We start from the raw sequence: 23,691 nt of genomic DNA, 5'->3' as shown, positions 1-23,691 counted from the left end.
TTCCTGTTTTATTTTACGAAAGGTACTTCATTTTTTGTTGAATGGCCATGCGATCTCTTGGCGCATTGACTTCTTCTGGATAACCTACACCAAATATCCCAATGACCTCATAGTTTGATGGCACATCAAGAATTTCTCGCATTTTCGGAGCCATTGCCATGGAAGACCAGAATGTCCCCACTCCTTCTGCCCATGCGGCTAAGTTGAAGTTTTGCACGAAGCAAGCTGTGGCAAGCGCATTTTCTTTTGTTTCCAATTCGTTAGCACCATGCTTAGAGATTACGACAATAACGATAGGGGCATTGAAGAAATTGGTTTTGTGATTGAGCTGTGCTCTTGTCTCCTCACCGACCCAATACACTTCCCATGGCTCGGTCAGTTTATGATTAGGAGCCATTGTAGCAGCTTGCAGCCATTTATTCATTTGTTCTGCATTCACTGGATCAGATTTGAAGTTTTTTATGTTGCGGCGAGAAGAGATGATTTCTATAATATCCATCTTAAAGAACCTCCTTGTGGTTTCGTGTTTTTTTAAAATAGTATCCTGCAAATTAGCGCCTAGTAGAGATTTATTCGCTTTCTCCGTTTTCTGCATCCGATTCACCTTGAAGTGGAGCAGCAGATGACTGGTTCTCATCGCATTCGTTTCCGACGATTATGTTCTCATCATGAAGGCCAAATAGATCAATAAACTCGTTCCGGACCATTTCAATTGCTTTTAATTCTCCAGCTATAACCTGATGGATAGCTTTCAATTCAGGCTGTTCTAGCTGTTGGATTAATGTTGTGCGCTTCACGTCCAACCTCTGCAAAAACTCAAGCGCCCGCCCGCGGCGAAATGTCTGAGCTCCCGCATGCTTATGTCCATTGCCGCCATGTCCATCGTGATGTCTTCCGTGTTTCCTATGATCGTGACGTTCATCAAGTTTCATGAGAGTAAAACCTCCTGTTTTCGAACGTGAATGCATTTTTTAAAGAGATTTGTTTATTTCGATCTGTTCATTTCAATCTGTTCATTTCTTAGTGTTAACGTATACAAATGTATACCAATGAATACATCAGTGTCAATAGTCATTCATGATCTGGCCAAGTGTAGCTACTTTTACGCATTGGAGTCATGAAGTCGTCTCCGTACCATACAGCCTACGATACGTTTCCGGCGTCAAGCCTTCCTTGCGGCGAAACGTCGCCACGAAATGGCTCGCATCGCGGAACCCGACCGCTTCGCCAATTCGGCGTATCGTCCAGTCAGGATGTGATGGAAGCCATTCCTTCGCTTTCCGGATCCTCAGCTGAATCAAGTACGCGTAGGCCGTCAGGCCAAACAGCTCCCGAAACTTCTCGTTCAGCTGCCTCTCGCCGATATCGAGCAAGGCTGCCATCTCGGCTAAGCCGATTCCGGGATCGGCAAACTCAGCTTCAAGCCAGTCCAGCAAAATTTGAATCCGCTCCAGCCGCTTCGATATGGATGGCCGGTTATCCGTTCGGGCATCGGTTCGAAGCAGTGTTAGGAAACGGTACAAATCCGATGAAAATTGCCATCCCGACGGGTCCCCTCCAGACTCGGCGGTAGCTAGCATGTCTGCCAATAATTTCGAGATTCGGTCATTGCCGGCTTCCCACTGGAAACGCTCCGCTATTTTCCAACCGAACGATTGGACGAAGCTTGCTGCCATGCTCCCGTGAAACGTTATAAATCCGGTATGCCAAAAGCCGTTTTTTGCTTCGTAACGATGAGGTGTTCCCGTAGATAGCAGCACCCCTGAGTGCTCCGTCATCTTCCAGATTCGTCCATTCGCCGATAGCTCGCCTTCGCCTGCCAGCGTTTGAAGCCAGTGAAAATAGGGGTAGCCATTCGGGCGGTCCATCATCTCTTGTTTGGGGCTGACCCCAATCGATTCGAGCTGCAGCGGCAGCAATTCCGCAGGGGACGGCGGAACGATACGTTTTTTCATGAGAAACCTCCATATTCTTATATGCAATTTCTGTATTTTTATATGGGACCGCATAAAATTAAGGTTTACAATGAATAAGTATACTGCGGTTTTATCATACAAAACAATTAATCATATGAATCGAATAAGAAGGGATGATCAAGTTGAAAATGAACGCAAAAGAAAGCGACTTGAAGCAAATCGTCGGACGCGTGGCGGAGTATACGTTCGGCATGGACCTGACGTGGGACTGGCCGGGTGGAGTCGCCTACTATGGTGTCAGTAGGGCATATGAAGTGACGGGAGAACAAGCTTATTTGGATCGAATGATCGCTTGGGTGGACGAATACATCGAGGCTGGACTTCCGGTATGGACAGTCAATACATGTGCGATGGGACATATGCTGCTCACTTTGTACGAGCAGACGAAGGACGAGCGGTATGCGGAGCTTATTTTCAGCAAAATCGATTATCTGGAAAATAAAGCATTGCGATTCGGCGACCGGGTGCTCCAGCATACGGTGTCGGCCAAAAACGATTTCCCTGAGCAGTGCTGGGCGGATACGTTATTCATGGCGGCGTATTTCATGCTTCGGGCGGGCATCATGTTTGACAAAAAACATCTCGTAGAGGACGCATTGCATCAATTCTTCTGGCATATTAATTACTTGCAGGACGAGAACGACGGGTTGTGGTATCACGGCTACAACCATATCAAGCAGGATCACATGTCCGGCATGTATTGGGCGCGAGCCAACGCATGGGCGGCCTATACGATGTCCAGAGCCGCCAACATTTTGCCGGAAGCTTATCTATATCCTCCGATGATGCATATATGGAGTTCATTGCGCGATCAGCTGGCTGCGATTAAAAAGCTGCAAAAGGAAGACGGGCTCTGGGGCACCGTGCTTGATTATCCGGAAGCGTATGGTGAAGTGTCGGCTACGGCGGGCATCGCGGCGGCAATGATCACGCAAGGAAACCCGCTGCATGGGAAGCACGTCCAGAAGGCGCTTGACGGCGTACTCGCGAACATCGCGGATAATGGCCGCGTAAGGAACGTATCAGGCGGCACCGCCGTTATGAACGACATCGCCGGTTACCTTGGCATTGACCGGAAATGGGCGCAGGGCTGGGGGCAGGGGCTTGCTCTAGCGTTTTTGGCCGCGGCTATCGAAGACATTAAAAAAGAGTCGGACAAGGCTTGAAGATCGAACTGCTCACGCAATAAAGGATGAAGCCGGTCAAAACCGATGCTATTGACAAATCGTTGCCGCGGAATGGGATATTGAAGGCAAGGCTGACTTCCCGGTGAAAGCGGATATACGCCATTTGAACGAAGAGGGATCGCAAGCTGTGGTTGAAGGGACATACGCTTTCTCCAAGCCCGGCACGTATTTTGTCGTATTGCGCGCCTCATCGAACCGAAATAGCGGAAGTGGTGATTTCTATACGCAGGTGCCGAATTTATGCCGAGTGCGGGTCGTTGTGAAGTAAAGAGAATATCCTGTAGCGATAGACCGTTTAATGTGGTGAAAACCGACATGAACGGTCTTTTTTTTGACTCTAGATTATCGAATAGCCAGCAAGAACCACATCATGACTAATTATCGGTTAATGGGATTTAATCGTCGTATACATCTTGATAAGAAGTTGTAAATTTCGGTTGGCAGTTGATCAATCGAGTACGTTTGTTCTATGATGATGACGACATCACTCCTGTATGGCAGCGTGGGCTTCGGCACTCTTCTTTACCAAACAAGGTGATGTTTTTCTAACCCAATCATGCAGAGAAACAGACCTTAGTGCCAAGCTGAAGTTGCATCTGCTGTTAAGCAGCAAATGAAAGAGAGGAGTGAATGAGTCATGACATTTCCTTTGATTACGGCACATACCGGCTGCATGGGCGAGCCGGACAATTCGGCTGGCTCCGCCCTAGCTGGAATCGCACTTGGAGCCGACATCGTCGAGGATGATATCCGAGTTACGCTGGACGGTGTTCCTGTGCTGTTCCATGACGAATTTGTATCGCTGAAGGATGGCAATCGGATTGGCATCTCATCATCAACCTACGACGAGCTTCGCCATCTGGAAATTATTCCGGCGCATCCCAGAAACAGTAAGACGATACGCCTCGCAGCACTAGACGAGCTGCTTGCCATCGTTCGTGGCGCTGGCTGCCAGGTGAATTTGGATATCAAAGTAGATGAAGCCATCGCTCCTGCGGCGGCTGCCGTGCGGAAATTCGGACTGGAAGAGCGAGCTTTCCTAAGCGGCTGCGGCGCGAACCGGGCGCTTCTGGCGAAAGCCGAGGCACCTTGGCTTCCGAGACTTCTTAATGCCGACGCTGATTTGTTCGATGCCCTGGCGTATTCCGAGGCGGTAAAGCGGACAATGGATGCCGCGATGGCGGCAGCCTGCTTCGGAATCAACATCCAGCACCGGCACGTTCAGGAAGAGCTGCTCGCCTCAGCGAGTGACTGCGGACTGTTGATCTATGCGTGGACGGTCGACGATTCGGACCAGATAGCGGCTTTGGCCGCGAGCGGTGTTCGCTCCATTACGACCCGCCGCGTTGACTTGGCGATGGGGCTCAAGTCATATGTCAATAAATGATGAAGGGGACAAGAGAAATGGGAGACATCGAGGAGATCTACTCGAATTTCGTAGGCAAAGCCGTCCAAGAAGTATCAACCTGCCAGACAGGTGATACGTTGAATTTTGTTTTTATTACCGATCTGCATCATCGGAAAGGCGGCAATATGCTGCGCTCAGCGACTATGATTCAGCAAGCAGCGAGCCTGCTGTCACTCGACTTTATTCTATGCGGAGGCGATATCAGCATCAATGGTCCGAAGTCCGAGGTTGTTGCTGCCCAGAAGGAAATCGTTGATGCGCTGGCAGCCTCGGATGCCCCGCTCCTTATGGTGAAAGGGAATCATGACGATAACTCGATCTACGACTATGAGCTTCGCGGCGGAAGCGCGGCAAATGTCGTGTACCCGGTTGAATCTCGCGAGATTACGCTCGCACCGGTTCAGGAGCTGGCCAAATTTAATCGCAATCATCCATCCAGTTTATATTATTATTTGGACTTCCCCGATAAAAAAACGAGAGTGATCGTGCTGGATTGTACGGATATTCCTTACACACTTACGGATAAAGGAACATTAACGTATTTTGGACAATGGGATTATGCGTTTTCCAATAGCCAAATGAATTGGCTMGCGGACGAAGCGCTTGCACTAAAGGGAAAGTCTGGCTGGCGAGTTCTGCTCGCGTCACATATTGCCATTACACAGGACGGTATATTCGGAGCTGATCATTCGGTGCGCAACGGCAGTGCGCTTTGGGGGATCATAAAAGCTTTTCGTGAAGGAGGATGCTACATCTCGAAAGACGGGGAAGGGGATTTCCGTTATCAAGTAGCTGCCGATTTCACTGAACAAGGCACGGGAACGGTGATAGGCTGCTTGTTCGGACATGTCCATCATGACCAAATCGTGTATAGGGATGAGATTCCAATAATTTCATCGTTAAACGCATGTACGCATAAAGAGTTCGCTGAATCCCCTGAACGCAAGGAAGGCACTGTATCAGAGACTGCTTTTGACATCATGACCGTCGACTTTGCGCAGTCTATCATAAAAGCTTACAGGGTAGGAGCGGGCCAGCATCGCACGATAGTCTATTGAATATAGCATGTGAATGGCAGCGTTCCCGATTTCGGAGCTCCGCTATGAAGGCGCTTCGTATGGGAGATGTTAGTTGCTTTGCAATAGGCAGCAAAGAGCACACTGGCTGACCGATTCGTATAACACGGATGATGGATATTGGGTTCGTTCAGCCAACTTGAGAGCACTTTTTTTTGGCAGGGATCTTGTTTATTTGTGGAAACAAGCTTATCCTACGATGTAGGAAGAGGCATTGTTCTATGTGATTTTTATGATTGTCTGACGTCCAAGAGCCGCCCATGACCAAGCTTTCCACTTCAACGGGGCGCGATCATGGCCAAATTTTAAACCGGTTTAATAAATGAATCGGCTTCGTTCTAGGCTAAGAGATTAAGAACATTGGAGGTAGATAAACAACATGGGAAAGATCAAGAAAGTACATGTCATTTTTAAAACGCATCTGGATATCGGTTTCACGCATTTGGCTGAGCATGTCATTAAGCAGTACATGGAGGAATACATTCCGAAAGCCATCGAGCTGTCAGAAAAGCTGGAATCGGCAGGCGGAAGCGAACGTTTTGTATGGACCACGGGCTCGTGGCTCATCCACCATTATCTCGAAGCGGCTTCCCTTGAGGGAATAAAACGCATGGAGAACGCGATTGCCAAAGGGCATATCGCTTGGCATGGATTGCCTTTTACGACGCATACGGAGCTTATGGATCCCGAGCTTTTGGACTTTGGGATATCGCTAAGCCAAGAGCTGGACGCGCGTTTCGGCAAAACGACGATTGCCGCCAAAATGACCGATGTGCCTGGGCATACGCTTGGCATGGTTCCCCATATGCAGCAGGCTGGCTTGCGCTACCTTCACTTAGGCGTCAATCCGGCTTCGAAGCGGCCCGATGTGCCCCGGCTGTTCCGATGGCAGGCGGATGATGGCTCGGAAATCATCGTCAACTATGCAGGTACATATGGCGAAGCGCTGGAGCTGGACGAGATGGATGAAGTACTCGTATTCGCGCATACGGGCGACAATTGCGGTCCTCCTAGCACAGAAGAGATTCGCGAGCAGTTCGAGCAGTTCCGCCAGGCGTATCCTGGCGCTGATGTCGTCGCTTCGACGATGGATGCATTCGCTGAGCGTCTGCTTGCGGTAAGCGGGAACTTGCCGGTCGTTCGGGAAGAGCTGGGCGATACATGGATTCACGGCGCTGGTACGGATCCGTTGAAGCTTGCCCGTTACCGGGAGCTGCTCCGCCTGCGCAAGAAATGGCTGGCACAGGGACGGATGAAGGTAACTGATCCGGAATACAAAGAGATGAGCAAGGCGCTCATGCTGGTTGCCGAGCATACATGGGGGCTGGACGTAAAGAAATGGCTTCCCGATTTCCGAAACTACTCGAAAACGGATTTCAACGAGGCTCGGATCACAGACGTCGTGAACCTTGAAGACATGCCTGCGAAATTCGGTTATATCGGCGCGTTTGCCATGGATGAGTTCGACCGGCATTCCAGCGATCTGTTCTCAGCGGAGCAAAGTATACGGTCCTATTCGATGATCGAGAGCTCTTGGAAGGAGCAGCGGCAGTATGTCGATCAGGCTGTCGCTTATCTGGAGAAGGACAAGCAGCAGGAAGCATTGCGTGCAATGGAGCAGTTAATTCCTTCGAAGACGGATGTATCGGGATTGGAGCAGCGCAACATTCGCCAGACGTATTCCAGCGGAGGCTATGAACTGGCGTTCGGCGAGAACGGAGCGTTGATCCGTTTAACGGACAGCAACGGCAAGGAATGGGTAGACGAGAATCATCCGTTTGGCGCTTATGCGTACGAGAATTTCGGTACGGACGATTATGGACGTTATTTCCGCACTTATATGCAGAACTTACCGGTAACGCATCCATGGGCGGATGCTGATTTCAGCAAGCCAGGCTTTGAATTCGTAAGACCGCTTCCAAGCAACCAGGTATTCCATCCACATGTAATCGATATGAGGTGGCGCGGCGGTGAAGCTGTAGAACGCTACACGCTTCGGCTTCGTATGCCTGAGCAGGCCTATGAACGATACGGTGCGCCGAAAGAGCTGGAGCTTGAATATGCGTTTCATAAGACAGGGGAAATCGACGTTTGTTTGCAGTGGTTCGACAAAGACGCGAACCGACTGCCAGAAGCAAGCTGGTTCGGCTGCGCACTGAAGCTGGATAATCCTAACCTATGGACAATGGACAAGCTTGGATACGCGATTTCGCCATTACGGGTCGTCAAGGACGGCAACCGCAACCTGCATGCGTTGCATAACGGTGTGGCCTATGAAGGTACGGATGGATCAGCTGCGATTTTACCGCTTGACTCCGCACTTGTCGCTCCAGGCCAAAAAAGACTGCTCCAATTCGACAATTCCTTTGTTTCACTGGATACGGGATGGCATTTCAATCTGCATAACAATATTTGGGGAACCAATTTTCCAATGTGGTATGGAGATGATGCGAAATTCCGGTTCCAGCTAAGGCTGACTTCGAATCGGAAATAAGCTTTGGTTGAACCAGCAAAAAAATACACCCCTTTGAATGATAAAGGAACAACCTCGCAGTTTTTCCAATGTCTATGGCAGGGGTGTATCTTTTTTATCGGGCTCTATACTCCTCTTTAAGCAGGGTTAAAGCTCGGCGAGCAATGCTCGCATCCGAATCGGGATTTCCTGGGTCAGCTCTGTCCACGGAACGAATGCGTCCGAAGCCCATTCAAAGGGAATGTATTCAAAGGCAGGCTGGAAGCTAAATTCACGCAAATGTTTTTCGGCACGTTGATCGATGTCTTCGCCTATTTTGAACTGACCGCTGAACATGGCAGGCTCCAGTACCCCGTCAATGCCGGCTTCAGATTGGCAGCAGCTATCTACATTAGGAAGCAGGCGGAAAACATCCTGTATGGGGATCATTGCATGTTTTCCAGGTTGAACGAATAGCTTGACGCGCTTTTCATCCGATAAATTGCTGCGATCCGGAAGCAGGCTAAGGAAATATCGGCCATGGAAGCTGGCTTCGCAGGAGGCAATTGCCCCTTCGTGATCGATGTAGACCCACACATGCTCCAAATCGTAAATATGCTGGATGTCGTAATCCCAATAGATCGCATATTCAATAACGGTACGAATGCGTGTTGTATCGAACTGGATGAAGCGCTCGAATGAGGGGGATGTTGCCGGGGCCTCGAATATAGTAACGCCCACGCGAATGGGCAAAAACGGCTCAAGACGATCCAAGTATAGAATGGGCGAAACCTTGAGCACCGTATCCCAGTACGACTGTAGAACGGAATTAGACATGTTGGAAAAGGCCTCCTTAAATTAGGATTGATTTGCGCTGTGCATCTATGTAATATATAGATTAAGCGCTTCACCTATCATTATATGATTATTTTTGGTTATTTTGAAAGCGTTAATATGAGCAGCGCTTAACTAGCAGATGGACTAAACGGTTAAGCTGCCCTTCCATTTGCTGAGCCGTACCGTAGAGAATACGGACGAGATCAAGCAATGGGTCGTCATGCAGCCGGAGCTGATCGTCACAGAATCGACGAGCTCACAGGCAAATTAATATGGGGGAAGGTTGTTGACAAATGGAGAAAAAACTAATCGTATTTTTGGACAGCGGCGACACCATTATCGATGAGTCAACGGAAGTAAGGGACGAAGAGGGAATCGTCCTGCGCGCAGAGGTAATACCGGGCGCAGACATCATGGTCAAAACGTTGCACGACAAAGGCTATACGCTTGCCTTGGTCGCAGATGGCGATGCACAATCATTCAAAAACGTATTCAAGCAGCACGGGCTCTATGATTATTTTACGACTATGATTTACTCCGAAACGGTGAAAGCAAGCAAACCGAGTCCCCGTATGTTCAAAGCGGCCGTCGGCGCCTTGGATTTGTCGGAGGCGGATTACCCGCGCATCGTCATGATCGGCAACAATTTGAGCCGCGATATGAAGGGCGCCAATGCGCTAGGCATTACGAGCATCTTCCAAAGCTGGACGACGCGTTACCCGCACTTGCCTGCTGATGAGTCGGAGCGTCCAAGCTACACAGTACGCGAACCGCTTGAGCTGGTGGAGCTAATCGAGCGGCTGAACGCTGAGCTTTCCTAGTCCGCTCAGCGAAGTATCGCCCTAATTCTAATTGAAAAACATTAAGCCCTTCAGGCTGCCTGAAGGGCTATTTCTCTATCTCTGGTTGGCGAGTGGGGGAAGTTCTTCATGTGGCATTGGCGGAAACAAGCTATCAAAAAAAATTTACAATTTCTTAATATTACCCCTTGCTTACATAAATTATCCAATGTATCATACAACTAAAGCGTTTACATTAAGCGCTTACATTTTAAACGCTTTATTAAACCGGTTTAATCACCATGAAATGTTCAGCATACTTAACAGGGATACGGCAAATTCCCCTTTTAAACCGGTTTAACTCTATCACTAGAAACAGAGCGGTTGCAAAGATTCAAAAATGACTAATCAATTTTTGGAGGGGTTAATTTGAAACGAAGCAAAATGATGTTGATCTTATTCGTTATGATCGCGATTATTGCTGCAGGGTGCACAAACAACAATTCAGGTCCGAAAGCTACGAACGAAACGAAAGACAAGCCAACGGAAACGGTAGCGCCAGTAGACAACGCGCAAGCGGGAGCAAAGGAAGCTCCGGCGTTCGCCGCACTCGTCAAAGACGGCAAATTGCCGAAGCTCGAAGATCGTATGCCTGTAGCGGCGGACATCAAAATCGAAGAGGTAGTTGACGAAATCGGCCAATACGGAGGCGAGTGGAAGATGCCTTGGAATGGTCCCTCCGATAAATGGGGAGTAGGCCAGCCGACGGAGGAGGCGCTCTTCCGTTTCAACAAAGAAGGCAATAAAGTGGAGCCAAACGTAGCCAAAAGCTATGAAGTGAATGCGGATTCGACTGAATTTACGATCCACCTTAGAGAAGGCATGAAGTGGTCGGACGGTGTGCCATTCACAGTGGAAGACGTCATCTTCTACTGGGAGCACATGCTGAAAAAAGAAACGTTCGGCAAAAAAATATATGACGCTTATTACTCGGTGGATCCGGTAAGCGGAGACAGAGCCTTGGCAGAAGTGAAAAAGGTCGATGACTATACGTTCACCGTTACGCACAAATATCCAAGCGTTCAATTTTTGGAGCGTGTGGCCATCGATAACAAGTGGTTTTTCGCGCCTAAGCATTTCCACGAAACGATTCTTCCCGAATTCGTTGGCGATGCAAAAACGCTGGAGATTACGAAATCATGGGGCTACGAGGATCCGAAAGTATTCCTAGTCGAAACGGGCTACTATGATTGGCTGCACAAGGAAATTCCGACGCTAAGGGCATGGATGCCGACAACGGATCCGAACAGCGATCAGTTCGTCATGGAGCGCAACCCTTACTTCTGGAAGACGGATTCCGAGGGCAAGCAGCTTCCATATATCGATCGCTTAGTGGCGACCAAAATCCAAGACCCGAGTCAGAAAGTGCTCGGAACATTGGCCGGCGATTACAACTTAGTTGTATTTGGCGCCAATGACTTCACGGTTCTGAAGGAAAACGAGAAAAAAGGCGACTACCGCATTATACCTTGGACGCAGCCGGCATGGAGCAGCGCAGGCATTCAGTTAAACCAAACGACGCCGGATCCGAATCTTCGGAAGCTGTTCCAGGATATTCGCTTCAGAGAAGCATTATCCATTGGGGTTAACCGCGTTGAAATTTCTGAGATCGTAACGAATGGATTAGGCGAGCCGATTCAAGCATCCGTACCGGAAGGCGTAATGGGCTATCAGGAGGGCTGGAAAGATCAATGGACGGAATTCAATCCAGAGCGTGCAAACCAGATTTTGGATGAGCTTGGTCTGACTAAACGCGATAAGGACAATTTCCGACTGAATGCAGATGGCTCCGAACTGACGTTGACCGTTATAGAATCCAGTACAGATACGGCTGCATTCCTGGAGCTGTTGAAAAAGTATTTTGAGGATATGGGCTTGAAAACGAACCTGAAGGTTGTGGATGGCGGTACGCATTTCGATATGAAATACGCCAACCAAATTCCGATCACGACCGAAAACATTTCAGTTGCTAACGTGGCATTCCGTCCGGATGCTATCGTACCGCTTCGCGTTATCACACCATGGTTCGGCCATTACGGCTTGTATACGCAATCAGGCGGGAAAGAAGGCGTGAAACCGGAAGGCGACATTGCCTTGATACTTGAAAATTGGGAAAAAATCAAAGCGAGCAAAACGCAAGAGGAAATCGATCAATACAGCAATGAGATTATTAAGCTGCATATGAAAAATCAATGGGTTATCGGCTATGCTGGCCCTACACCGACATTAATTGCCGCATCAAACAACATTCACAATATTCCTACCGATATGGTATGGGCAGACGAATACCGGTCACTCGGCCAAGGACATCCATCGCAATTCTTCATTAAACAATAAGTTGCAGCAATGTCAGCGGCAAAGGCGGGGAAGCTGCTTCCCTGCCTTTGCCGTACTAAGATTCAGCTTGTAGCGGAGAGGGACGGATATGAGATGCTTCAATATATAATAAGGCGAATTCTGTTGGTCATACCCGTTGTGATGTTTATTTCCTTTGTCGTGTTTTACATCATTCAGCTTCCGCCAGGCGATTATGTTTCCAGTTATTCCGCAAAAATGTCGGCTGCCGGCGACGTGATGACGCAGGTGGAAATGGATGAAATGAGATCGAATCTAGGCTTGGACCGTCCGGTATACGAACAGTATTTGGTATGGGTGAAAAAAATCGTACTGCACGGAGACTTCGGCTTCTCGTTCAACTACAACAAGCCGGTGCTGGCAGTCGTGAAGCAATACATGGGTTTGACGTTAGTCGTTTCGATCGTCACGATGGTCTTTCAGTATGTGGTCGCGATTCCGATCGGGATCTATACGGCAGTCAAGCAGTATTCGGCGGGTGATTATTTTTTCTCCGGCATCAGCTTTATCGGAATGGCCACGCCTAACTTTTTGTTAGCCATCATTTTAATGTTTTTATCCTACACCTGGTTTGGCGATCCGCTGCTTGGCCTATTCTCGAATGAGTACGTGAATGCGCCATGGTCGATGGATAAAGCGGTCGATTTAATGAAGCATTTGGTCATCCCTGTCATCGTAATCGGACTGGCGAGCACTGCTGACCTGATCCGGGTTATGAGGGGACAAATGCTGGATGAGTTGAACAAGCCAAACGTGGTGACGGCGAGAGCGAAAGGCTTGTCCGAAACAAGGATTTTGCTCAAATATCCGACACGCGCCGCATTAAACCCGATTGTAAGTACAATTGGCTGGTCGTTGTCCTCGATTTTTACGGGCTCCACCATTACGGCAATCGTGTTGAATCTACCGATTCAAGGGCCGGTCATGTACAATGCCTTGCTCGGCCAGGATATGTACCTGGCAGGCTCGTGGCTGCTGTTCATGGCGCTGCTCACTGTACTCGGAACGTTAATCTCGGATATTTTACTCGCATGGCTGGATCCAAAAATTCGTACAGAATTCAGGGGTAATTAATACGATGAAAACAATACCTTCGTTCAAAAGGCAAAAGCCGGAAACCCTTCGTCCCAAGAAAAACACAGATGCCAATTACAGCTCGCAATGGCGACTCATGTATCTCAGATTTAAAAAGCATAAATTAGCGCAAATCAGCTTGTTTATATTGGCTCTACTTTATACGGTTGCGTTGTTTGCGCAATTCATCGCACCGTATGGTCTGCAAAGCTATGACAGCAAATATGTGAATGTGCCTCCGATGGGCTTTAAATTTATAGATGCGGATGGCAAATTTCATATCAAGCCATTCGTTTATGAGCTGAAATCGACGCGCGACCCGGAAACGATGCGGAAAATATTTGTGTCGGATACGGAAAAGCGGCATTCCCTGCAGTTTTTCGTCAAGGGAGAGGAATATAAGTTTCTAGGATTATTCAAAACATCGACCCATTTATTAGGTGTAAAAGAGCCGGGACGCGTATTCCTGCTAGGCACGGACGGCATGGGAAGGGATTTATTTTCCCGTATTATTCTAGGAAGCCAAATCTCGCTTAGCATCCCGCTCGTTGGCGTAGGCATCAGCTTGGTGATTGGCTTGATCATCGGCGGCATTTCCGGCTATTTCGGCGGCTGGCTCGATTCAATTATCCAACGGGTGATTGAAATTATTCGATCCTTTCCTACGCTTCCGCTATGGATGGCTTTATCCGCCGCCATACCGCCGCGAATACCTGTCGTTACCATGTATTTGTACATTGTCATTATCTTTGCCTTTATTGGCTGGACGGATCTGGCAAGGGTAGTCAGGGGCAAGTTTATCTCGCTTAAAAACGAGGATTACGTTATCGCTGCGAAAATTGCAGGCGTTGGCAGTACGAAAATTATCGTCAAGCATTTGCTTCCCGGCTTTATCAGCTATCTGGTGGTGGCGACGACTCTTGCCATTCCCGGCATGATCCTGGCAGAAACGGCCATGAGCTTTCTCGGACTCGGTATCCGTTCTCCGGCAACGAGCTGGGGCGTATTGCTGCAAGAAGCTCAGAAGATCGAAAATGTCGCATTGTACCCTTGGAAGCTATTTCCGCTGGGAATCGTCATTCTAACGGTGTTAACCTACAATTTCCTTGGTGACGGATTGCGCGATGCCGCAGATCCCTACAAAAAATAAGCGATTAAATAAAAGGCAAGCGAGGGGATAGCATGACGGCTCAAGCTGCTCAGACCGGGCAACCTTTATTGTCCGTACAAAACCTTAATATTCAAATCAAGATGGACAATGGGATTATGAACGCGGTAGACGGGGTCGATTTCGAGATTCATAAAGGCAAAACCTTAGGCCTCGTCGGAGAATCTGGCTGCGGGAAAAGCCTTACGAGCCGCGCGATTATTAGTATTAACCCGAAAGAATGCGAAACGACCGGGGACATCGTATACCATTCGGAGTCGGAAGCTTCGCTCAATCGGCTGAACCTGCTGTCGCTTCATCCAAACGGCAAGCAAATCCGTTCGATTCGCGGCCGAAAGATCGCTATGATCTTCCAAGAGCCGATGACCGCGTTCTCGCCGATGTACACAATCGGGAACCAGCTGATGGAAGCAATAAGAATCCATCGCACAAATAACAAAAAAGAAGCGAAAAAAATCGCGCTGGAAATGCTCGCAAAAGTAGGCATATCCGATCAAGAAAAGCGATTCGATCAATATCCGCATGAGTTCTCAGGCGGGATGCGCCAGCGGGCGATGATCTCGATGGCCTTATCGTGCAACCCGGAAATTCTGATCGCCGACGAGCCGACGACAGCGCTTGACGTAACGATACAGGCACAGGTGCTGGAGCTGATGAAAAAGCTGCAATCCGAGTTCGGCATGGCGATTCTGCTCGTCACGCATGATCTGGGCATAATCGCTCAAATGTGCGACGAGGTTGCCGTCATGTATTTGGGGAAAATCGTCGAACAGGCACCCGTAAAAGAAATTTTCGCCAATGCGAAGCACCCTTATACGAAAGGGCTGCTGAAGTCGATGCCGCGACTTGGCGGCGACAAGACCAAGCGGCTGGATTCCATTGAAGGATCGGTTCCGATTCCGATCAATATGCCGCCGATGTGCGGGTTCTATGACCGCTGCAGCGAGCGGATTGAAGGCGTTTGCAATAGCAAAGCCGTGCCGAAAACCCGGATTACAGACCAGCATTCCGTCCGATGCTTCCTGTACTCGGACCGTCAAGAAGGAGCAGCGCAATGACCAAGCCTAAGCCTATTTTAGATGTCGTCGATATGAATAAGGATTTTCAAGTGAAATCCAAAACGGCGCTTTTTCGAAAGCCAGCCTCTGTGCAAGTGCTTAATCAGATCTCATTCGAGCTGATCGAAGGAGAGACGCTTAGCATAGTCGGAGAATCCGGCTGCGGCAAGACTACGCTTGGCCGCTGCATCGTAAGGGGAATGGACGCCTCCTCTGGCCAAGTCATCTACCATACGGAGGACGGGCAGCAAATCGATTTTTTGAAGCTGAAGGGAAAGGGCTCGAAAACCTATAGAAGAGAAATCCAAATGATTTTCCAAGATCCTTATTCCTCGCTTAGTCCGCGAATGAGCGTATTCGATATCATATCCGAGCCGCTTATCGCTAATTTCAAGCTGAGCAAAGCGGAGGTTGAAGAGAAGGTAACGTTAATCGCGGAGAAAACGGGCTTGAACGTGAGCTATTTAAGACGTTATCCGCATGCGTTCTCCGGCGGACAAAGGCAGCGGATTGCCATCGCAAGAGCGCTTATTACGCAGCCTAGGCTAATCGTATGCGATGAGGCGGTTTCCGCCTTGGACGTGTCTATTCAAGCGCAAATCATTAATCTGCTCAAGGATCTGCAGGAGCAGTTCCGCATTACGTACATTTTCATCTCGCATGATCTTTCCATCGTGCAGAACATATCCGACCGGGTAGCCGTCATGCATTTAGGCAGAATCGTAGAGCTAGCCACCAGCGAATCGCTGTTCGGCCAGCCGAGGCATCCTTATACGGAAGCGCTGATGTCAGCCGTTCCGCAGCCCGACCCGGAGCTGAAGAAGAATCGGATCATATTGGAGGGAGAAGTCCCGAATCCGGCTAATCCGCCAAGCGGCTGCCATTTCCATCCAAGATGCGCATATCGTACTGAAAAATGTGTGAAAGAAGTTCCCGAGCTGCGTGAAGTAGGCTATAATCATTTCACAGCTTGTCATTACGCGGAGGAATTGAAGCTGAAGGGCGTTCACAACGAGCTTGCAAACGAGGCTTGACTCTGACGGCTTGTGGGGACGAGGTTTAGCATGCTGTGAGAGGATGTTCAGGCAAAAATGGCAAAAATCGATGATGTCGCTCGACTCGCGGGCGTCTCAAAAGGTACGGTTTCCAATGTGTTCAGCCAGAAAAGACGCACCAGCAAAACGGTTACTGAAAAGGTGCTTCGGGTATCCAGGGAATTGAATTACGTTCCAAACCATATCGCGAGGAGCCTTGTCACCAAAAAAACGATGGCGATCGGGCTTACGATACCACACGGAAATTTTTTCTTCAGCGTCTTTCATAACCAATTTATTAATGGCGTCGTGCTGGAGGCTTCCATCTATGGCTATCGGGTCCTATTGGACATGATTCCGATCGAGGAGGTCAAAACGCCGTCGCTAGCAAGCTATCCGATCGACGGCGCTATCGTCCTTGGACCGACGGAACAGGATGAACGGATCAATCTGCTGCATCAAAATCAGGTGCCGTTCGTCACGGTTGGCCAAATCATCAACGACGGCCTGCATGAAGCGACAACGGTAAACAACGATAACAACACGATTATTTTGGATATTTGCGACTATTTGACCGGCTTCGGACATCGTAATCTCATGTTCCTTAATGCAGGAAAACAGATGACGGTATCCATTGAGCGAACAAAAGCGTTTGAACTAGCAATGCAGAAGCATCAGATTGAGCTGCAGCCGCATATGGTACATTATAAGCCAGACATTCACTCCGATGAATACATGACTTACGGCTATGATGAGACCCTCCGCATGCTAGGTGAACGCAAGGAGAAGGTTACGGCTATCATCGCCGATGATGACCGCACGGCATTCAGTGTTTTGAATGCGATCAATGAACTAGGCTTAAGCGTACCCGAGGATATTTCTCTATTCGTCATCTGCGGTGATTTGTCGATGATGCACCAAGTTACACCATCCTTAACGGGCATGGATCTTCAGCCATCGGAGCTTGGGTCGCAGGCGGTCAAACAGCTGATGCATAAGCTCGGCGTGCTTGAAGGCGATTATCCGGACCATGTTACGGTAAGCAGCAAAATAATTGAACGAAGCTCTTGTTCGCCGGTTATCGGTGGAAACGAGAGTGTTTCTAAGTAAATGAGGCGGGTTAATGACACAGTTTATTTTATTTATTGTTGATTTTTTTACCCAGTTTGAAATGTATTTCCGCATACTAATTAGCGCCATCCTAGGGCTGCTGATTGGGTTCGACCGTACGCACAAGAACAAGCCTGCGGGCGTGAAGACGTATACGTTCGTGACGGTCGCATCTGCACTCATCACGATCGTGTCGATTGAGAGCGTGGCGAGATACGGCCATATGCATGAACGAACGATGATGGACCCGATGCGCTTGACCGCCCAAATCGTTTCCGGTCTTGGTTTTCTAGGTGCGGGACTCATTATGAAAACAGGCTTCGAAGTGAAGGGGCTGACTTCAGCGGCGATGATTTTATTCGCTGGCGGGGTTGGCATCGGCATCGGGGCAGGTTTCTACGGTATCGTTATTTTCACGATCGCTACCGCTTTTTTCTTTATTCGTGTAGGCGGTTGGATCGAGAAGAAAGAGCATGACCGGCTTCATTCCAAAGACGATATCGATTTGTCTGCATAAAGAGGAGCTTCAATTAAATGGTTATAAGGTTCTACTTGGAACCGATGAATCCCGATTACAAAATACGCGCATGGAGCGCCATTTTTGTAATCGGGATTTCCATATTAAACGGTTCAAAGCGCGGAGCTGTTACGTAAACTTTCGCTTATGGGTTAATAAAACATATCATGTATGTTGATCTGAATTGGGCTTTTAGAATGAAAGAACAACCGCTTCCTCATTTTTAAAAGAACATGGAATATCGGATAGCGTCACTGACATTACATCGGTGGCGCTATTTTGCGTTTTTTTTGCCAAAGACAGAAAGAGCTAGAAAGAATGCTTGATTGCAATCATTAACCTGAGCATTCAAAATATGAGTCTAATAGAGGCTTCCATTCTGATAACAATATCATTTATCATAGAAAAGTGGATATTTTTAATGAATCGAATCGCAAACTCTTTTTTGGTTAACTTTAAAGTTAATGTTAATGTCGCGACTCCTGCTCATAAAGGAAGGTGATGCCGAAGAAAATGCTGTTCGCTCTTCCAACGGAAATATAACGATCCAACTGAACTTATGGTTACGCTTACATGGTTGTCTAAATAGAGAATACAAGTGAATGCCCGGTGTTAAAAACAAACAAGCCAGGAGGAAAAAAATGAATCAATTTAACGGATTAGGAATGGGGCTTGGCAATTTAGCGCGTGTATCGAATGCGCTGACGCGATCGATTTCGCCTGAAAACTTCACGGGCGAGAAAGGGAAAGGAGCTATGGCTACCGAAGGAACTGGTGCTCCTGCAGCTCGTGATTTGGGCGTGGGCTGGAAGGTTTCTCCGTCCGTAAAAATAGAAGGGAATACTGAATTTACAATGGCAGAAATGGACGGTCCAGGCGTGATCCAGAACATTTGGCTGACCTGTTCGGATCAAGCGGTTCGCTCTCTTATTTTCAAAATATATTGGGATGATGAAACGGATCCTTCCGTATACGTGCCGGTTGGCGACTTCTTCTGCAACGGCTGGGGCGAGCGGGCGCTCGTAAACGCACTTCCGATCGCCGTGAATCCAGCAGGCGGCTTCAATAGCTATTGGGAAATGCCGTTCCGCAAAAAAGCGCGCATTGTCATGGATAATATTTCACATGAACCGACGCAGCTCTATTACCAAATCAATTACACGCTGACGGAGGTGCCCGACGACATGGCGTATTTCCACGCACAGTGGCGCCGCAGCAATCCGGTTCCGTACAAGGATGTTCATACCATCGTTGACGGCATCAAGGGGAAAGGACATTATGTTGGCACATACCTTGCTTGGCAAGTAAACAGCAATAACTGGTGGGGCGAGGGAGAACTGAAGTTTTTCATGGACGGCGACAAGGAATACCCAACCATCTGCGGAACAGGTACGGAGGATTATTTCGGTGGCGCTTGGAACTGGGATATGAACGGACAATATGTGACGTATTCGACCGCGTTTCTTGGCATGCATCAAGCGATTAAGCCCGATGGGCTGTACAAAGCCAATCAACGCTTCGGGATGTACCGGTTCCATGTCATGGATCCGATACGTTTCAATGAGGATCTGAAGGTAACGGTACAAGCGCTTGGCTGGCGCTCCCACGGCCGGTATTTACCGCTTCAGGATGATATTGCATCCGTTGCGTACTGGTACCAGCTGGAGCCTCATTCGGCACATCCGGCCATGCCGGGCATTGATGAGCTCGAAATCATTTAATAATCGCCCCGTTTCCTTACATGGAAGCGGGGCGATTGTTGTGTTCGGCTGTTTCATTGTCTTGTATAACCTTTCAGTGTGGGCATTTCCTATTTGTTGGCTCAACATCATTCGCTGGATATCCTGTCACAGGACTCGTCTAGATCAATGACCAAACGAATATATTCGAAGAGAGAACGAGGATGTTGAATGAAGGAGGAAGTAGGCAAATGGATATGTTTCCTATCGCTGATACTTTACAAATAGGCAGTACCCCTAGCATGCAAAACGTGGATGACTTTATAGCGTTTATTCGCGAACTAAACGAACTTCTTCAAATGGAAGAGGATCTCTCTCCTGCCAATCAACGGGTGACGAGCATGATTGGGCGCCTTTCACAGCACTTGCGCGTCTATTACTCGCCCGAGGAGGTGAAGGCGGTTCTAAGCCATGAATATATGGTTCTCAACCAGCGATCGCTGCAGGATAAATTGTCAATTGCCGAGTTTCAAGTAGAGCTGGCTGACTCTCAATCGCTTTGCAGAGCGGGAGATTCCATTATGGATATTGTCACACGGTTGCCTTATTGGTCCATATATTTGGCCTTGGTTAGCGAGGAGCTGTCTATGCTAAGGCAGTTGATCCGGGAAGGCGGTCAGACGGGAAATTCGCCGATTGTGTTTGTTGGCAGCGGGCCGATGCCGTTAAGTCCAATTATTATCCATCTATTCCATGATGTGGAGGTCATTTGTTTAGATATCGACCCTGCGGCTTATGATGCATCCAGCTCTTTTCTCGAAAAAATGGGCGTAAGGAATAAAGTAAGTGTCATTATGGAGAACGGAGCCGAGTTCGATTACAGTTCGTATAGCCGGATTTTTGTAGCTAGCCTCGTAAGAAATAAACGAGCGGTGCTTGATCAAATTACTCGAACAGCCTCTAATCCGCTGGTGGCTGTTCGTACGGCTGAGGGGATGAGACAAATTATGTATGAAGCGATTGATGAATTTCAGCTGCATAAGCAGGGATGGAGGATTCTGGGAAGAACTAATCCAGATGGCCATTTAGTCATTAATTCCACTCTTTTTATGGATCGCAATATTAATCCTATCGGGATGGGGTAATTCAGGGAGGAATATGATAGTCATTCCGTGAATATATCAATAAATGGAAAAAATAAGAAAAGGTGAAGGAGTATGAATGATTCCAATAGAGCGACAGAGCTTTATCAGGTGGAGGAACTGCTGAAAACGAAGCTCTATTTGCCTGAAAGTACGCCATCACATTTGACGCGCAGCAGGCTCAATCAACTGCTTGAACGAACGTTAAGTGCTCGTCTGACAACGGTCGTCGCCCCACCTGGATTCGGTAAGTCGACGCTTGTAAGCAGCTGGATTCGGCAAGCTGGGCTAAAAAATGGCTGGGTATCTCTTGATTCCAAAGAAAATGACCCTCTGCGATTCTGGCGTTATTTGCGTGGATCGGTGGAACAGGCACTCCATATAAAGCTGACTGGGGAATCGGGCCTTGGCGGTTTCGAATCCGCCCAAAGGCTATCGGCACAACTGCTGCATGCGTTAATAGAATCATCGCAGCAGGAGGAGCCTCTCATGCTTGTCCTCGATGATTACCATATGATTGCTACGGATACGATACATGATTCGCTCTATGACTGGTTGGGCAAATTGCCATCGTCGGTTCACCTTATACTAATCAGCCGGCATGAAATTCCGATCCCGTTAGGCGCATTGAGGGCAAATGGAAGGCTGAATGAACTAAGCTTGTCCGATCTGCGGTTCACTGACTCTGAAATAGATTCTTATTGGTACAAACAGACGGGAGCTTCGCCAGATAGCAAGACCCTTCGTCATCTGGTTCATTATACGGAAGGATGGGCTGCCATGCTGCAGTTGTCAGCGCTATCCTATTCAGTTGGACAAATTAGCGGCGTTATTAAGCCTCTGACTGGACGCAATCGCCATGTCGCCGACTATTTAATGGAAGAGGTATTTCATCATATTTCAGAAGAAACCAAGCGATTCATGCTCAAAACCTCGATTCTTGATCGATTATGTCCATCTTTGTGCAGCGCAGTTATAAATGAGCCTGATGCAGGCGATAGCATTCAAGAACTCGTGCGCAGAGGATTGTTTCTCATTCCACTTGATGATGAACGGGAGTGGTACCGGTATCATCATCTGTTTGCGGATTTTTTGCGCGTCAAGCTGAGGAATGAGGAACAAGCAGGAATGGCGCTGCTTCATAGTCGTGCCGCTGAATGGTACAAGAGCCACGGCTACTTAGAGGAAGCCATTGAGCATGCACTATCTGCTGGCGACGAGCGCAGGGCAGCAGCCTGGATGCAGCAGCATGCCCATATTTGGTTGAAGGTTAGAGAGACGGTGTTGCTACGCCGTTGGCTTGATCAATTGTCTGTACCTACGCTTAACGAAACAGGCAATCTGCTGCTCTTGCTCTGGATTGATCTGATGGAAGGACATACAGATAGGGCAGAGGTGCTGCTCAGAAAGCTGAATACAGCGCTTGCGGGCATGAAAGCTGATCCACAGGCTTCGGGCTTCTTCCGTATGCGAGAAGAGGTCCGAATTATTGAAAACTTTCATTCCGTGTTGAGCGGCAACTTCGATCATGCTCTTGCGCTTATTCAAGAATATGGGGGAAGAGAAGACTTGCCTGATCCTGAAACACCGCTTCTGCTTAGTCTAGGATTAGAGCTTAATGAGGGAACTGTTCCGTTTATTCGCGGGAACTTTGGTTTTAATGGCCGGATTGAATATGCTGAGAGCTACCACCGCGCATATGGCGAATTTATTGAAAAGAACGGTTTGCATGAGAGCGCTTATACCTCCTACCAGCAGATCGCAATGGGAGAGGTTTGTTATTTGCGCAACCACCTGCCCCTCGCTCGAAGCTATGCAGAAGAAGGAATCAGGCTTGGCCGGAAATTCGGTACGATCGGTTCTTACGTTCCATCCATCATTCTGTTATCCCATATTCTGATCGCAGAACGACGAAGCCTCGAAGCGTTAGATGTCATGGAGGAGGCAATGAGTCATTTGCGCAGCCATCATCAGCATACGTCAGCTTGGTACAGCAAGCTTGTGGCCAGCACCGTAATCTGCCAGCTGCAATTAGGGAATTCGATACCTGCACGCGAGTGGGTGGATGAGCATGAGCGAAAAGCTGCGGAACGGACAAGCTCTCAAGATGACTTATTCCCGAACGATGAAGATTTCATCTATATCCAGATTTTAATGGGAGTAGGCGAGTGGGAAGAGGCCTGCCAAAGTGCAATTGATGCACTTTCAATCGCACAATTACGTGGAAATGGCTTAAGCGAGCTCCAAGGGCTTCTCTTGCTTAGCGAAATACATGCGAACAGGAACGATTCTATCGAGAGCAGACGCCTGCTGCTTTCGGCAATACGAGTTGGCTGTCAGCATGGCAACATACGGTCATTCTTAGATATAGGACCTGCCGTTATGGAGCGTCTAGGCAAGTACAAGGCGGCTTCATCCCACTCTTCTTTGTGGTCCGAGAAGGAGCTTTCATTTATCCAATTGTTAGGCCATCACTCGGAAAATATCGTAACGGGGAATAGTCAGGTTTTATCAAACCCTGTGCAGAGCAACATAGACGTCTTGACTGCAAGAGAGACGGAGGTATTCATTCTTATGGCGCAAGGATTATCGAATAAGGCTATTGCAGCTGAGCTTTTTTTGACAGAAGGTACCGTGAAGCTTCATCTTCACCGGGTATATAGCAAGCTTCAGGCGCAGGGCCGTGTACAGGCGATTCGAATTGCGGAAAACAGCGGACTGCTAGGAAAGTTATAACCTTCTTCTATATCTTTCGATAGACGCTGCCCATCTTCCTGAT

20 protein-coding genes are annotated in these 23,691 nt (G+C 48.4%); 16 read left to right on the top strand and 4 right to left on the bottom strand.

Going from position 1 to position 23,691, the window contains the following annotated elements; all coding sequences use genetic code 11:
* Positions 1-13: 13 nt before the first annotated feature.
* The 3 genes from AB4Z29_RS11180 to AB4Z29_RS11170 all read right to left on the bottom strand — a co-directional run bounded on the left by AB4Z29_RS11180 (position 14) and on the right by AB4Z29_RS11170 (position 1,955).
* A complete protein-coding gene (locus AB4Z29_RS11180; RefSeq protein WP_441943134.1) occupies positions 14-499 on the bottom strand; it encodes a nitroreductase family protein in 486 nt (161 codons plus the stop codon).
* Positions 500-569: 70 nt separating this feature from the next.
* Positions 570-932: a hypothetical protein gene (locus AB4Z29_RS11175; protein WP_441943133.1), complete on the bottom strand. Its 363-nt coding sequence runs from the start codon at positions 930-932 to the stop codon at positions 570-572.
* Between the two features lie 183 nt (positions 933-1,115).
* Positions 1,116-1,955: an AraC family transcriptional regulator gene (locus AB4Z29_RS11170; RefSeq protein ID WP_441943132.1), complete on the bottom strand. Its 840-nt coding sequence runs from the start codon at positions 1,953-1,955 to the stop codon at positions 1,116-1,118.
* A gap of 134 nt (positions 1,956-2,089) precedes the next feature.
* Here AB4Z29_RS11170 and AB4Z29_RS11165 point away from each other — a divergent pair, with 134 nt between their 5' ends.
* The 5 genes from AB4Z29_RS11165 (at position 2,090) to AB4Z29_RS11145 (ending at position 8,141) form a co-directional block, all read left to right on the top strand.
* Complete coding sequence (locus AB4Z29_RS11165; RefSeq protein WP_441943131.1) at positions 2,090-3,142, top strand: glycoside hydrolase family 88/105 protein; 1,053 nt, start codon at positions 2,090-2,092, stop codon at positions 3,140-3,142.
* A 103-nt stretch (positions 3,143-3,245) separates the two neighbouring features.
* The gene (locus AB4Z29_RS11160) at positions 3,246-3,431 is read left to right on the top strand and encodes a hypothetical protein (RefSeq protein WP_441943130.1); all 186 of its coding nucleotides are present in this window, start codon (positions 3,246-3,248) and stop codon (positions 3,429-3,431) included.
* Between the two features lie 369 nt (positions 3,432-3,800).
* Positions 3,801-4,550 carry a glycerophosphodiester phosphodiesterase gene (locus tag AB4Z29_RS11155; protein WP_441943129.1) on the top strand — a complete coding sequence of 250 codons (750 nt, stop codon included), beginning with the start codon at positions 3,801-3,803 and terminating at the stop codon, positions 4,548-4,550.
* Positions 4,551-4,567: 17 nt separating this feature from the next.
* On the top strand, positions 4,568-5,629 hold the full coding sequence (locus AB4Z29_RS11150; RefSeq protein ID WP_441943128.1) for a metallophosphoesterase family protein: 1,062 nt from the start codon (positions 4,568-4,570) through the stop codon (positions 5,627-5,629).
* Positions 5,630-6,026: 397 nt separating this feature from the next.
* A complete protein-coding gene (locus AB4Z29_RS11145) occupies positions 6,027-8,141 on the top strand; it encodes a DUF5054 domain-containing protein (RefSeq protein ID WP_441943127.1) in 2,115 nt (704 codons plus the stop codon).
* Positions 8,142-8,267: 126 nt separating this feature from the next.
* Here AB4Z29_RS11145 and AB4Z29_RS11140 read toward each other — a convergent pair whose 3' ends face one another.
* Positions 8,268-8,936: a hypothetical protein gene (locus AB4Z29_RS11140; protein WP_441943126.1), complete on the bottom strand. Its 669-nt coding sequence runs from the start codon at positions 8,934-8,936 to the stop codon at positions 8,268-8,270.
* Between the two features lie 293 nt (positions 8,937-9,229).
* On the opposite strand from AB4Z29_RS11140, the gene AB4Z29_RS11135 reads away from it, so the two are divergent.
* The 11 genes from AB4Z29_RS11135 (at position 9,230) to AB4Z29_RS11085 (ending at position 23,648) form a co-directional block, all read left to right on the top strand.
* A complete protein-coding gene (locus AB4Z29_RS11135; protein ID WP_441943125.1) occupies positions 9,230-9,757 on the top strand; it encodes an HAD family hydrolase in 528 nt (175 codons plus the stop codon).
* A 387-nt stretch (positions 9,758-10,144) separates the two neighbouring features.
* A complete protein-coding gene (locus AB4Z29_RS11130; protein ID WP_441943124.1) occupies positions 10,145-12,112 on the top strand; it encodes an ABC transporter substrate-binding protein in 1,968 nt (655 codons plus the stop codon).
* Between the two features lie 93 nt (positions 12,113-12,205).
* Positions 12,206-13,204 carry an ABC transporter permease gene (locus AB4Z29_RS11125; RefSeq protein ID WP_441943123.1) on the top strand — a complete coding sequence of 333 codons (999 nt, stop codon included), beginning with the start codon at positions 12,206-12,208 and terminating at the stop codon, positions 13,202-13,204.
* Between the two features lie 4 nt (positions 13,205-13,208).
* Positions 13,209-14,354, top strand: a complete 1,146-nt coding sequence (locus AB4Z29_RS11120) for an ABC transporter permease (RefSeq protein WP_441943122.1) — start codon at positions 13,209-13,211, stop codon at positions 14,352-14,354.
* A 32-nt stretch (positions 14,355-14,386) separates the two neighbouring features.
* Entirely contained in the window at positions 14,387-15,430 is a 1,044-nt protein-coding gene (locus tag AB4Z29_RS11115) for an ABC transporter ATP-binding protein (protein ID WP_441943121.1), read from the top strand.
* Positions 15,427-16,464 (top strand): ABC transporter ATP-binding protein, encoded by a 1,038-nt coding sequence (locus AB4Z29_RS11110; protein WP_441943120.1) that lies wholly within the window; start codon positions 15,427-15,429, stop codon positions 16,462-16,464. Before AB4Z29_RS11115 ends, AB4Z29_RS11110 begins: the two co-directional genes overlap by 4 nt.
* Before the next feature lie 57 nt (positions 16,465-16,521).
* Entirely contained in the window at positions 16,522-17,574 is a 1,053-nt protein-coding gene (locus AB4Z29_RS11105; protein ID WP_441943119.1) for a LacI family DNA-binding transcriptional regulator, read from the top strand.
* 13 nt (positions 17,575-17,587) lie between these two features.
* Positions 17,588-18,091, top strand: coding sequence for an MgtC/SapB family protein (locus AB4Z29_RS11100; RefSeq protein ID WP_441943118.1), 504 nt, complete (start codon positions 17,588-17,590; stop codon positions 18,089-18,091).
* A gap of 641 nt (positions 18,092-18,732) precedes the next feature.
* Positions 18,733-19,812: a glycoside hydrolase family 172 protein gene (locus AB4Z29_RS11095; protein ID WP_441943117.1), complete on the top strand. Its 1,080-nt coding sequence runs from the start codon at positions 18,733-18,735 to the stop codon at positions 19,810-19,812.
* A gap of 209 nt (positions 19,813-20,021) precedes the next feature.
* Positions 20,022-20,915, top strand: coding sequence for a nicotianamine synthase family protein (locus AB4Z29_RS11090; RefSeq protein ID WP_441943116.1), 894 nt, complete (start codon positions 20,022-20,024; stop codon positions 20,913-20,915).
* A gap of 72 nt (positions 20,916-20,987) precedes the next feature.
* On the top strand, positions 20,988-23,648 hold the full coding sequence (locus AB4Z29_RS11085) for a LuxR C-terminal-related transcriptional regulator (RefSeq protein ID WP_441943115.1): 2,661 nt from the start codon (positions 20,988-20,990) through the stop codon (positions 23,646-23,648).
* The last annotated feature ends 43 nt before the right edge of the window (positions 23,649-23,691 follow it).

Source organism: Paenibacillus sp. 2TAB23, from assembly GCF_052115165.1.
Taxonomy (GTDB): Bacteria; Bacillota; Bacilli; order Paenibacillales; family Paenibacillaceae; genus Pristimantibacillus.
Note: the sequence above shows the minus strand (reverse complement) of the source record. Positions and strands in the feature narration are given on the sequence as shown.